Raw genomic sequence first — 12,460 nt, forward strand, 5'->3', positions numbered from 1 at the left:
ACCGACTCAGATGTCGAGGAAGCGGACGTCCTTGGCGTTGCGCTGGATGAACGCGCGCCGGGCCTCGACGTCCTCGCCCATCAGCACCGAGAACAGGTCGTCGGCCTGTGCGGCGTCGTCGAGCGTGACCTGGCCGAGGACGCGGTGCTCCTGGTCCATGGTCGTGATGCGCAGCTCCTCGGCGTTCATCTCACCGAGACCCTTGAAGCGCTGCACGGAGTCCTCGCGGATGCGCTTGCCGGCCTGGCGGCCCATCTCGATCAGCGCGTCGCGCTCGCGGTCGGAGTACGCGTACTCGAAGTCGTCCCGGCCCCACTTGATCTTGTACAGCGGCGGGCGGGACAGGTACACGTGCCCGGACTCGACCAGCGGCCGCATGAAGCGGAACAGGAAGGTCAGCAGCAGGGTGTTGATGTGCTGGCCGTCGACGTCGGCGTCCGCCATCAGGATGATCTTGTGATAGCGGAGCTTCTCGATGTCGAAGTCCTCGTGCACACCGGTGCCGAACGCGGAGATCATCGCCTGGATCTCCTGGTTCTGCAGGATCCGGTCGATGCGCGCCTTCTCGACGTTGAGGATCTTGCCGCGGATCGGGAGGATCGCCTGGTACTGCGGGTTCCGGCCGGACTTGGCGGAACCGCCGGCGGAGTCGCCCTCGACGATGAAGATCTCGCACTTGGTCGGGTCGTTGGACTGGCAGTCGGACAGCTTGCCCGGCAGCGACGCCGTCTCCAGCAGACCCTTGCGGCGGGTCAGGTCACGGGCCTTGCGGGCCGCCACACGCGCGGTGGCCGCCTGGATGCCCTTGCGGATGATGTCCGCCGCCTCGTTCGGATTGCGGTCGAGCCAGTCGGCGAGGTGCTCGTAGACCACGCGCTGCACGAAGGTCTTGACCTCCGTGTTGCCCAGCTTGGTCTTGGTCTGCCCCTCGAACTGCGGCTCCGACAGCTTCACCGAGATGATCGCCGTCAGACCCTCGCGGATGTCGTCACCCGTGAGGTTGTCGTCCTTCTCGCGCAGCAGCCGCTTGTCGCGCGCGTACTTGTTGATGAGCGAGGTCAGCGCCGCACGGAAGCCCTCCTCGTGCGTACCGCCCTCGTGGGTGTGGATGATGTTGGCGAAGGAGTAGACACCCTCGGTGTAGCCGCCGTTCCACTGCATCGCGACCTCGAGGGACAGGTTGCGGTCCTTGTCCTCCGCCTCCAGGTCGATCACGGTGGGGTGCACCACTTCTCCCTTGCGGGAGTTGAGGTACTTCACGAAGTCGACGATGCCGCCCTCGTAGTAGTACGAGACGGTCTTGACCTCGTGCTTCTCGTCCTCGCCCGCCTCGTCCGCACCGGCGGTGGCCTTCGCCGACTCGCGCTCGTCGGTGAGATTGATGCGCAGGCCCTTGTTGAGGAACGCCATCTCCTGGAAGCGCCGCGACAGCGTCTCGAAGGAGTACTCGGTGGTCTCGAAGATGTCCGGGTCGGCCCAGAAGGTGACCGTGGTACCGGAGTCCTCGACCGCCTCGTGCCTGGCGAGCGGAGCGGTGGGGACGCCCAGCTTGTAGTCCTGCGTCCAGCGGTAGCCGTCGCACTTGATGTCGACGGCCAGCCTCGACGACAGGGCGTTCACAACCGACACGCCGACGCCGTGCAGACCACCGGAGACCGCGTAGCCGCCGCCGCCGAACTTGCCGCCCGCGTGCAGCACCGTCAGGACGACCTCGACGGCCGGCTTCTTCTCGACGGGGTGGATACCCACCGGGATGCCACGGCCGTTGTCGACGACCCGGACACCGCCGTCGGCGAGGATCGTGACGTCGATGGTGTCCGCGTGGCCGGCCAGCGCCTCGTCGACGGAGTTGTCCACGACCTCCTGCACCAGGTGGTGCAGGCCGCGTTCACCGGTCGAGCCGATGTACATACCGGGTCGCTTGCGGACCGCGTCCAGACCCTCGAGCACGGTGATGGCACTGGCGTCGTACGAGGCGGAGGCCGCGCCGTTCGAAGTGCTCACCACGTCGTTCACGCCGGTGTCGGTGGACGGGTTGTTCTCGTTGGGGTTGCCGGAATCGGCCACGAAGCGCCCTTTCTGGCACAGCACGAGCCGGGCTCGTCGGCGGGTTGCCGGAGCGGCTGCGGCATGTTGCGTTGGTAAGCCTTGATCAGCGTTGCTCAGCTAGTCCCGAACGGTCCCCACGTTCGGGGCGGGATTCTCTCCCAGTCTACCGGTACCACTGACACTGATGGGGGTTTGCCGGTACCTGAGTCCGCATGTGCCGCCCTGAACCAGCCTCGCCCGACTCCCGATATGCAGAAGGGGGCCTCAAGAGGCTCACAACGGCACTCAGCGCTTCGAGGCGTCAACCCTTGGCTACTTGGGAGTCAGATCGTGGTTCACGACCGCACGCAGGGGTACGCCTCAGCGGTCGCCGGCGGTTCACACCCGTCATCGACGCCCAAATATGTGAGGTACATCACCCATCTGTGCCAGGGCGCCAAAGAGCCCGACCGTCACCCGTGAAACGCCCGTCGCTCACCCGTAGGTGTCACCCGGACCCTGGCTGCCGGGCGCGCGCAACGGGCCGTAACGACGCCCGGCACCCCCGGAACCACCGGGCCCCAGCACCTTGATCATCCGCACCGAACCGTGCCCCAGGTCCTCGTTGAGCCGGGCCACCAAGGTCGGCGCCAGCAACCGCAGATTCGTCGCCCAGGCCGTCGAGTCGCAGCGCACCACCAGCACCCGCTCATCCTCGTCGTACCGCTCCGGCACACAGTGCTTGGCCACGTCCTCGCCGACGATCTGCGGCCAGCGGCCCATCACGCCGCCCACCGCGGCCGGCGTCTCCCAGCCACGCTCGGTGATCAGCCGGTTGATCGCAGACCCCAGCGCCATCGGGTCCCGCCCGTCGGCCCGCGCCCCGGAGCGCAGGCCGCCGCGCCGCGCCTGCTTCTTCTGCTGCGCCGCGTCCCCACGCGCGCGTGCCGCCTCCCGCGCCGCCCTGAGCGCCACCCGCGCGAGGTCGACGCCGGACGGCTCGGGATTCCTCCCCCGGGGCCCGGGCTGCTCCTCCGGAACCGGTTCGTCGGTGCTCATACGCGCTCCACCATGCCCTCCGCGACCGTGAACCGCGTCCCCGCCAGCACCCGCGGCACGTCGTCGTCGACCGCGGCCGTCACCAGCACCTGCTCACCGGGCGCCACCAGCTCGGCCAGCCGCTCCCGGCGCCGCGCGTCCAGCTCGGCGAAGACGTCGTCGAGGACCAGGACCGGCTCGTTGCCCTCGGCCCGCAGCAGGTCGAACGAGGCCAGCCGCAGCGCCAGCGCGTACGACCAGGACTCACCGTGGGAGGCGTACCCCTTGGCGGGCAGTGAACCGAGTTTGAGCAGCAGATCGTCCCGATGAGGCCCCACCAGGGTGACGCCCCGCTCGATCTCCTGCTTGCGCGCCTCGGCGAGCGCGGCCATCAGCTGCTCGTACAGGTCCTCACGCGTGTGCGCCTCCCCCGGCGCCGACGGCTTGTACTCCAGCGCGACGGGGCCGCCGCCCGGGGCCAGCTGCTCGTACGCCTTGTCGGCCAGCGGCTGCACCGCGGCGATCAGGTCCAGGCGCTGCGCGAGCAGCTCGGCGCCCGCGCGCGCGAGGTGCTGGTCCCAGACGTCGAGCGTGGACAGGTCCATCGTGCGGCCGCCGTGCCGACGGGCGAGCGCGGCCGACTTCAGCAGGGTGTTGCGCTGCTTGAGGACACGGTCGTAGTCGGAACGCACCCCCGCCATGCGCGGGGAGCGGGCGGTGATCAGCTCGTCCAGGAAGCGGCGCCGCTCCCCGGGGTCCCCCTTCACCAGCGCCAGGTCCTCGGGCGCGAACAGCACGGTGCGCACGATGCCGAGCACGTCACGCGGCCTGACCTGCGAGGACCTGTTGATGCGGGCCCGGTTGGCCTTGCCCGGGTTCAGCTCCAGCTCGATCAGCTGCTGCCGGTCGCCCTGTCTGACCTGGGCGCGGATCACGGCGCGCTCGGCCCCCATGCGCACCAGGGGCGCATCGGAGGAGACCCGGTGACTGCCGAGGGTGGCGAGGTAGCCGACCGCCTCGACCAGGTTCGTCTTGCCCTGCCCGTTCGGGCCCACGAAGGCGGTGACGCCCGGGTCCAGCGGCACCTCGACCCGGGCGTACGAACGGAAGTCGGCCAGCGACAGATGCGTGACGTGCATGGTCGTTCGCCGACCTCCCCAACTGGTGGTGCCTACTTCTTCTCGACCGCGTGGCCGCCGAACTGGTTGCGCAGCGCGGCGATCATCTTCATCTGCGGGGAGTCGTCCTGGCGGGACGCGAACCGCGCGAACAGCGACGCGGTGATCGCCGGCAGCGGCACCGCGTTGTCGATCGCGGCCTCCACGGTCCAGCGTCCCTCACCGGAGTCCTGTGCGTAACCCCGCAGGTCACCGAGGTGCTCGTCCTCGTCGAGCGCGTTGACGGCCAGGTCGAGGAGCCAGGACCGGATCACCGTGCCCTCCTGCCAGGACCGGAAGACCTCGCGGACGTTCTCCACGGAGTCGACCTTCTCCAGCAGCTCCCAGCCCTCGGCGTAGGCCTGCATCATCGCGTACTCGATGCCGTTGTGGACCATCTTCGCGAAGTGGCCCGCGCCGACCTTGCCGGCGTGCACGGCGCCGAAGTCACCCTCCGGCTTGAGGGCGTCGAAGACCGGCTGCGCCTTGGCGACGTTCTCCGCGTCCCCGCCGTACATCAGCGCGTAGCCGTTCTCCAGGCCCCACACGCCGCCGGAGACGCCGCAGTCGACGAAGCCTATGCCCTTGGCCGCCAGCTCCTCCGCGTGCTTCTCGTCGTCCGTCCAGCGGGAGTTGCCGCCGTCCACGACGACGTCGCCGGGTTCCAGCAGCTCGCCGAGCCGGTCGACGGTCGCCTGAGTGGCCTCGCCGGCCGGGACCATGACCCAGACCACGCGCGGGGCGCTGAGCTTGCCCACAAGCTCTTCCAGACTGTGGACGTCGGCGAGGTCCGCATTGCGGTCGTATCCGACGACGGTGTGGCCCGCGCGGCGGATCCGCTCGCGCATGTTGCCGCCCATCTTGCCGAGGCCGACGAGACCGAGCTCCATCAGTTGCTTTCCTTAGGTGTGCGAGGTGGCAAGGCGGCACCTCCGTACCCGCCGGATGCGTGCCGCGGCACTTTCGTACCCGCGCCGAGCCTAAACCCGCACGCCCGTGCACAGCTGTGGGCATACGCGCTCAGACGTACGCCCCCACCTGCGGGTTTTCCTCACCCTGTGGACAACCACCGACGGTGCGGACGGCTCAGCCGCTCAGCCGCACCGGCATGATCAGGTACTTGTAGGCCTCGTCCGCCTCGGCGTCCAGCGCGGGCTTGCCGCTGAGCAGCGCCGGCTTCGTGGACGTCGTGAAGGACAGCTGGGCGACCGGCGAGTCGATGGCGCTCAGGCCGTCCAGCAGGAAGGTCGGGTTGAAGGCGATCGAGATGTCGTCGCCGTCCAGCTGGGCGTCGACCCTTTCCACAGCCTGTGCGTCGTCGCTGGAACCGGCCTCCAGGATGAGCACGCCCTGCTCGAAGCTGAGCCGCACCGGGGTGTTGCGCTCGGCGACCAGGGCCACGCGCTTGACGGCCTCCACGAAGGGGGCGGTCTCGATCACGGCGACGCTGTTGAACTCCGTCGGGAACAGCGTCTTGTACTTCGGGAGGTCACCCTCAAGGAGACGCGTCGTCGTCCGGCGGCCGGCCCCCTCGAAACCGATCAGGCCCTCGCCCGCGCCCGAGCCGGACAGCGCCAGGATCACCTGGTCACCGCTGGTCAGCGCCTTGGCGGTGTCCTGGAGCGTCTTCGCGGGCACCAGGGCGACCGCGGAGACCTCCGGGTTCTCCGGCTTCCACAGGAACTCGCGGACCGCGAAGCGGTAGCGGTCGGTCGAGGCGAGCGTCACCGAGTCGCCCTCGATCTCGATGCGCACACCGGTGAGCACGGGCAGCGTGTCGTCGCGGCCCGCGGCGATCGCGACCTGCTGCACGGCCGCGGCGAAGACCTCGCCGGGGACCGTGCCCGTCGCCTCCGGCATCTGCGGCAGCGCCGGGTACTCCTCCACCGGCAGGGTGTGGAGGGTGAAGCGCGAGGAACCGCAGACGACCGTCGCCCGTACACCGTCTGTGGAAATCTCCACCGGCCGGTTGGGGAGGGCGCGGGAGATGTCGGCGAGCAGGCGGCCGGAGACGAGCACCGTGCCCTCCTCCTCGATCTCGGCCTCGACCGACACCCGCGCGGAGACCTCGTAGTCGAAGCTGGACAGGCTCAGCTGCCCCTCCTCGGCCTTCAGCAGCAGGCCGGCGAGGACCGGCGCCGGCGGACGGGCCGGGAGGCTGCGCGCCGCCCAGGCCACGGCCTCCGCGAGTACGTCGCGTTCCACCCGGATCTTCACTGTTGCCGCCTCCTGCTGTTGCCGGCGCTGCTCGCTCTGCCTGGCCTTCGTCGTCTGGGTCGGTGTCGTCGTCCCCACGGGACCGGAACACCGGGGACCAGTCTGACGCACCCCACTGACAGTAGGTGCCCTTCGGGGTCAAGTCGTGACGAGGGACGGTCGGGCTCCGGAGAGCGAGTTGTGCACAGGACCCGCTTCGAAACGAATTCCGCTCTCTCTAAGGTCAGGAGTAGTAGTAGGGCCTGTGGATACCGTGGATAACCGCGTTTGCCCAGGTCAGAGCAGGAATTTTGTCCACTGGTCCTGTGGGCGGAGCCCGTGGACAACCGGGCGTATCTGTGGAGAACAGAAAGTTCTGCACACTCCGTGCACAGGGAGAGGCGACTTCTCCCCAACGCCGTCCCCAGGTTTACCCACCTTTCCCACAGCCCAACCCGGCACCCTGATGTGACGCCTTTCACTCGACGCGGTGACAGGGCGCGTCATGTTGCCGAACAGTGGACAGACATGTGGAGAAGCCCATGATCGTTGGGGACAACCGGCCCCAGCCTGTGGGTTGCCCGTGGACAACTCGATGCACAGCTTGTGGACCGTCTCGTCGTCCACAGCCTGTGGAGATCGTTCGTCCACGAATCCACAGGGAGCTGACCTGCCCTGATGATCCCTCAACAGCCTGGCCTGTGGACAGGATCGGGACAACTTCCCAGTCCCCAAGGTGTGGACGGAAAAAAGTGGCCCAATCTGTGGAGGACGGCCGTAACCCCGCAGGTAATCGAACAGCGGCTGGGACGGGCGTACGACCTCCGGGCACGACGCACGCGACCCACGGGCACGCGAAAGGCGCCCCCGGAGTGTCCGGAGGCGCATGTGGGGGCGGTGCAGGCGGCCGTCAGCCGTTCTTGATGCGGTTGGTCAGCTCGGTCACCTGGTTGTAGATGGAGCGCCGCTCCGCCATCAGATTGCGGATCTTGCGGTCGGCGTGCATCACCGTGGTGTGGTCCCGGCCGCCGAACAGGGCGCCGATCTTCGGCAGCGAGAGGTCCGTCAGCTCGCGGCACAGGTACATGGCGATCTGCCGGGCCGTGACCAGCGCGCGCCCGCGCGAGGTGCCGCACAGGTCCTCGACGGTGAGGCCGAAGTAGTCGGCGGTCGCGCCCATGATGGCCGTGGAGGTGATCTCGGGCGCGGAGTCCTCGCCGCCCGGGATCAGGTCCTTGAGGACGATCTCGGTCAGCCCGAGGTCGACCGGCTGCCGGTTGAGCGAGGCGAACGCGGTCACCCGGATCAGCGCGCCTTCCAGCTCGCGGATGTTCCGGGAGATCCGCGAGGCGATGAACTCCAGTACCTCGGGCGGGGCGTTGAGCTGTTCCTGCACGGCCTTCTTGCGCAGGATCGCGATGCGCGTCTCCAGCTCGGGCGGCTGGACGTCGGTGGTCAGGCCCCACTCGAAGCGGTTGCGCAGCCGGTCCTCCAGGGTCACCAGCTGCCGGGGCGGCCGGTCGGAGGAGAGCACGATCTGTTTGTTGGCGTTGTGCAGCGTGTTGAAGGTGTGGAAGAACTCCTCCTGCGTCGACTCCTTGTCCGCCAGGAACTGGATGTCGTCGACGAGCAGGATGTCCATCTCGCGGTAGCGCTTGCGGAAGCTGTCGCCCTTGCCGTCGCGGATGGAGTTGATGAACTCGTTGGTGAACTCCTCGGAGCTCACGTAGCGCACGCGGGTGCCCGGGTAGAGGCTGCGGGCGTAGTGCCCGATGGCGTGCAGCAGGTGGGTCTTGCCCAGCCCCGACTCCCCGTAGATGAAGAGCGGGTTGTACGCCTTCGCGGGCGCCTCGGCGACGGCGACGGCCGCCGCGTGGGCGAAGCGGTTGGAGGCGCCGATGACGAAGGTGTCGAAGAGGTACTTCGGGTTCAGGCGCGCGGTTGGCTCGCCCGGTCCGGTCGCCGGTGCCGGCTGCGCGGCGAGCGGACCGGGGGCGCCGGTGGCGGGACCGGGGCCGACGGGGCCGCCGCGGTGTACGCGTCCGGAGCCGGACGGGGGCTCGGGCAGGTCCCGGCGGGGGCCGCGCTGGTCGTATTCACCGCGCGGGGAGTCGTATTCGCCGCGAGAGGCCTCGTATTCGCCCCGGGACTGCTCGTAGTCGCCACGGGGGGATTCGTAGTCGCCGCGGGGCTTGTCGTAGTCCCCGCGCTGCTGGTCGTAGTCGCCGCGCGGGGAGTCGTACGGCGGGCGCTCCGGTGACTGCGGCCGGTAGTCCTGCTGGTACGCGTCGTGGGGGTACGGCGCCGGGTCCTGGCCGTAGGGCTCCTGCGGCGGTGAGGCGTAGGGGTCCCGCTCCGGGAAGCCGAGGCGCTGCTGCTGCCAGCCGTAGTCGTCCTGCTGCGTCTGGCGCGGCCAGGAGCCGGGCTCGGGGCGCTGGTATTCCTGCGGGTAGGCGGGCCGGGCGGTGGGCAGCTGGTCGGCACGGTGGCGGCCGTATCCCTCGTACTCGTCGCGGCCCTGGCCGGGAGCGGGGAGCTCGGGCTCCTCGTAGCGGGGCTGGGGACGGTTCGGCGGCGGCTGCGGGGCGGGGCCGGCGGGCTCGCCCGCGGTGTCGTCGACGGTGATCGCGATGCGGATCGGGCGGCCGCACTCGCGGCTGAGGGTCTCGCTCACGACGGGGGCGAGACGGCCCTCCAGTACGCCCTTCGCAAATTCGTTCGGCACGGCGAGCAGGGCGGTGTCGGCGACCAGCGCCAGCGGCTGACAGCGCCGGATCCAGTGCTCGTCCTTCGACTCGACGCCCTGCCCGCGGCCTTCCCCGAGAAGTTGTTCCAGTACGCGTGGCCACACTGCGGCAAGATCGGCAGGTACGTCAGCCACAGGGCACGCTCTCTCACGAGTCCCTCGAAGGTGTGATTCGGGGACGGGTCGGGATGAAACTCGGATGGGGCAGGGATAAGGGAACGAATCGGAGTTCAGCCACGGTAGTCAGCGCGGCCGGTAGGGTTCAAGTTGTTGTCCCCAGCCTGTGGACAAGTGTCTCCCGGTCCCCGCTGGTTTGACCGAATGGCGCAGTCGCACGTACCGTAACCAGGTCGAGTTGTCGATGGCTGCTGCCGCCTGCCTCCGATGGGCACAGGTCACGTTCAAGGTGATCGAAAAGCGGTGCACTCGGGCGTAACGCGAGCTACTCGTGGGCGCACGGTGACAGCCAGGACGGCACCCCGCCAACACCCGATTCTTTCTGGAGCCCCCGAGTGAGCAAGCGCACCTTCCAGCCGAACAACCGCCGTCGTGCCAAGACCCACGGCTTCCGGCTGCGGATGCGTACCCGTGCCGGCCGCGCGATTCTCGCGACTCGCCGCAGCAAGGGTCGCGCCCGCCTGTCCGCCTGATCCCGGTCAGGTCATGACATCGTGCTGCCCACCGAGAACCGGCTGAGGCGGCGCGAGGACTTCGCGACCGCGGTACGACGAGGCCGCCGGGCCGGCCGCCCGGCCCTCGTCGTCCACCTTCGAAGCGGTGCCACGGACCCGCACGCGCCTGGGGAGAGCGCTCCCCCGACACGTGCGGGTTTCGTCGTGAGCAAAGCTGTAGGAGGCGCGGTGGTGCGCACCAAGGTGAAGCGCAGGCTCCGCCATCTGGTGCGCGACCGGATCCACCTGTTTCCCCCCGGTAGCCTGGTAGTCGTACGAGCGCTGCCCGGTGCGGGTGACGCCGACCATGCACAGCTGGCCCGAGACCTGGACGCCGCCCTGGAGCGGCTACTGGGAGGGGGCGCGCGATGAAGTACCCGCTACTGGCTCTGATCAAGCTCTACCAGTGGACGATCAGTCCGCTGCTGGGGCCGGTGTGCAAGTACTACCCGTCGTGCTCCCACTACGGCTACACGGCCATCGACCGGCACGGAGCCGTCAAGGGCACGGCGCTCACGGCATGGCGCATCCTGCGATGCAATCCGTGGTCGCTGGGCGGCGTGGACCATGTTCCGCCGCGCAAGCGTCCGCGGTGGCACGAAATGCTGCGTGACGCCTGGCGCGCACGTAAGGGCGGGCCCTCCGCCGCCGAACCGGCCACCGAAGGACGGACGGCTCCCACGAGCCCCTCCGGCCCCTCGGGCCCGGCCGCAGAGACCTCGCCCCATGCCCAAGGAGCATGATTAGTGGACACGATTGCCAGCCTGTTCAGCTTTATCACCTGGCCCGTCTCCTGGGTCATCGTCCAGTTCCACACGGTGTACGGGGCGATCTTCGGACCTGACACCGGATGGGCCTGGGGCCTGTCCATCGTGTCCCTGGTGGTCCTCATCCGCATCTGCCTGATCCCGCTCTTCGTGAAGCAGATCAAGGCGACCCGCGGTATGCAGACGCTCCAGCCGGAGATGAAGAAGATCCAGGAGCGCTACAAGAACGACAAGCAGCGTCAGTCCGAAGAGATGATGAAGCTGTACAAGGAGACGGGCACCAACCCGCTCTCCTCGTGCCTTCCCATCCTGGCGCAGTCCCCGTTCTTCTTCGCCCTGTACCACGTGCTCAACGGCATCGCGTCCGGTGACACCGTCGGTGCGGTCAACCAGAAGCTCCTGGAGAGCGCGCAGCAGGCCCACATCTTCGGTGCCCCGCTGGCCTCCAAGTTCTTCAGCAGCGAGAGCGACGTCGCCGCCCTCAACGCCTCGCTGACCGACGTGCGGGTCGTCACCGCGATCATGATCGTGCTGATGTCCGCGTCGCAGTTCTTCACCCAGCGCCAGCTGATGACGAAGAACGTCGACACCACGGTGAAGACCCCGTTCATGCAGCAGCAGAAGATGCTGATGTACGTCTTCCCGGTCATGTTCGCCGTTTTCGGTGTGAACTTCCCGGTTGGTGTCCTCGTCTACTGGCTGACCACCAACGTGTGGACCATGGGTCAGCAGATGTACGTCATCCGCAACAACCCGACGCCGGGTTCCAAGGCCCAGGCCTCCTACCTGGAGCGACTGCACAAGAGCGTCACCGAGCACGGCAAGACGCGCGGCCGGGGCGAGAGGGCCGTCGTGAAGGCCATCGTCGCCAAGGGCCGGGACCGCAACGAGTTCGAGCGCAAGTTCATCAACGGCCTGAACAAGGCGGGTCTCGCCGCCCAGCCCGACGGCAATGTGCTGAAGAGCGATGCCTCCGCGGCCGCTCAGAGCGAGGACGGCGCGGCCGTCGCCACCGCCACGCCCAAGCGTCAGCAGCCCAAGCGCCAGAGCAAGTCGCAGCGCCACCAGTCCGCGAAGCCGGCCGGTGAGGCCGAGGCGAAGACCTCGCTCACCAAGTCCGACGAGCCGGAGGACGGCAAGCAGGCTTCGAAGCCCGCCGATGCCGCCAAGAAGTCCGGACAGCAGAAGCCCGCCCAGCAGAAGGGCGGCGGCACCCGCAGCAAGGCCCAGTCCGGGCAGCGCAAGGGCCCGCAGCGGCCCAAGTCCCCGTCGAAGAAGTAAGAAGGAGTCCATCCCGTGACGGAAGGCACCACCTCCGCCGCTGCCGAGGGCGCAGACACCCTCTCCCGCCTCGAGCAGGAGGGCGAGATCGCCGCGGACTACCTGGAGGGTCTGCTCGACATCGCCGACCTCGACGGCGACATCGACATGGACGTCGAGGCAGACCGTGCCTCTGTCTCGATCATCAGCGACTCGAACAGCCGCGACATCCAGAAGCTGGTCGGCCGGGACGGTGAGGTGCTGGAGGCTCTGCAGGAGCTGACGCGCCTGGCCGTGCACCGGGACACCGGTGACCGCAGCCGACTGATGCTCGACATCGCCGGCTACCGGGCCCAGAAGCGCGCCGAGCTGTCCGAGCTGGGCGCCAAGGCCGCGGCCGAGGTCAAGAGCAGCGGCGAGTCCGTGCGGATGAAGCCGATGACCCCGTTCGAGCGCAAGGTCGTGCACGACGCGGTCAAGGCCGCGGGGCTGCGCAGCGAGTCCGAGGGCGAGGAGCCCGAGCGCTTCGTCGTCGTGCTTCCCGCCTGATCGGTTCTCTCGTTCTCCGGCCCCGTCTGTTGCGCAGGCGGGGCCGAG

At 68.7% G+C, this 12,460-nt stretch carries 11 protein-coding genes; 5 read left to right on the forward strand and 6 right to left on the reverse strand.

Annotated features, from left to right (window positions below; genetic code table 11):
* Window positions 1-6: 6 nt before the first annotated feature.
* The 6 genes from gyrB to dnaA all read right to left on the reverse strand — a co-directional run bounded on the left by gyrB (window position 7) and on the right by dnaA (window position 9,300).
* Entirely contained in the window at window positions 7-2,067 is a 2,061-nt protein-coding gene (gene gyrB, locus ACFW01_RS24055) for a DNA topoisomerase (ATP-hydrolyzing) subunit B (RefSeq protein ID WP_234956473.1), read from the reverse strand.
* Between the two features lie 456 nt (window positions 2,068-2,523).
* Entirely contained in the window at window positions 2,524-3,087 is a 564-nt protein-coding gene (locus ACFW01_RS24060; RefSeq protein ID WP_234956472.1) for a DUF721 domain-containing protein, read from the reverse strand.
* Window positions 3,084-4,205 carry a DNA replication/repair protein RecF gene (gene recF / locus ACFW01_RS24065; RefSeq protein ID WP_234956471.1) on the reverse strand — a complete coding sequence of 374 codons (1,122 nt, stop codon included), beginning with the start codon at window positions 4,203-4,205 and terminating at the stop codon, window positions 3,084-3,086. Before recF ends, ACFW01_RS24060 begins: the two co-directional genes overlap by 4 nt.
* 32 nt (window positions 4,206-4,237) lie before the next feature.
* On the reverse strand, window positions 4,238-5,113 hold the full coding sequence (gene gnd / locus ACFW01_RS24070) for a phosphogluconate dehydrogenase (NAD(+)-dependent, decarboxylating) (RefSeq protein WP_384506454.1): 876 nt from the start codon (window positions 5,111-5,113) through the stop codon (window positions 4,238-4,240).
* Window positions 5,114-5,309: 196 nt separating this feature from the next.
* The gene (gene dnaN / locus ACFW01_RS24075; RefSeq protein ID WP_161330546.1) at window positions 5,310-6,440 is read right to left on the reverse strand and encodes a DNA polymerase III subunit beta; all 1,131 of its coding nucleotides are present in this window, start codon (window positions 6,438-6,440) and stop codon (window positions 5,310-5,312) included.
* An 889-nt stretch (window positions 6,441-7,329) separates the two neighbouring features.
* On the reverse strand, window positions 7,330-9,300 hold the full coding sequence (gene dnaA, locus ACFW01_RS24080; RefSeq protein ID WP_384506457.1) for a chromosomal replication initiator protein DnaA: 1,971 nt from the start codon (window positions 9,298-9,300) through the stop codon (window positions 7,330-7,332).
* Window positions 9,301-9,677: 377 nt separating this feature from the next.
* On the opposite strand from dnaA, the gene rpmH reads away from it, so the two are divergent.
* Genes rpmH through ACFW01_RS24105 form a run of 5 tightly spaced genes read left to right on the forward strand, consistent with a single transcriptional unit; the run spans window position 9,678 to window position 12,412 of the window.
* On the forward strand, window positions 9,678-9,815 hold the full coding sequence (gene rpmH, locus ACFW01_RS24085) for a 50S ribosomal protein L34 (RefSeq protein ID WP_003975051.1): 138 nt from the start codon (window positions 9,678-9,680) through the stop codon (window positions 9,813-9,815).
* A gap of 21 nt (window positions 9,816-9,836) precedes the next feature.
* Window positions 9,837-10,208 (forward strand): ribonuclease P protein component, encoded by a 372-nt coding sequence (gene rnpA / locus ACFW01_RS24090; protein ID WP_122616561.1) that lies wholly within the window; start codon window positions 9,837-9,839, stop codon window positions 10,206-10,208.
* Window positions 10,205-10,579 carry a membrane protein insertion efficiency factor YidD gene (yidD, locus tag ACFW01_RS24095; protein ID WP_125491288.1) on the forward strand — a complete coding sequence of 125 codons (375 nt, stop codon included), beginning with the start codon at window positions 10,205-10,207 and terminating at the stop codon, window positions 10,577-10,579. Before rnpA ends, yidD begins: the two co-directional genes overlap by 4 nt.
* Window positions 10,580-10,582: 3 nt before the next feature.
* Window positions 10,583-11,884, forward strand: a complete 1,302-nt coding sequence (gene yidC, locus ACFW01_RS24100) for a membrane protein insertase YidC (RefSeq protein ID WP_234956469.1) — start codon at window positions 10,583-10,585, stop codon at window positions 11,882-11,884.
* A gap of 15 nt (window positions 11,885-11,899) precedes the next feature.
* Complete coding sequence (locus ACFW01_RS24105) at window positions 11,900-12,412, forward strand: R3H domain-containing nucleic acid-binding protein (protein WP_122616558.1); 513 nt, start codon at window positions 11,900-11,902, stop codon at window positions 12,410-12,412.
* Window positions 12,413-12,460: the final 48 nt, after the last annotated feature.

This window comes from Streptomyces sp. NPDC058985 (genome assembly GCF_042740985.1).
GTDB lineage: Bacteria > Actinomycetota > Actinomycetes > Streptomycetales > Streptomycetaceae > Streptomyces.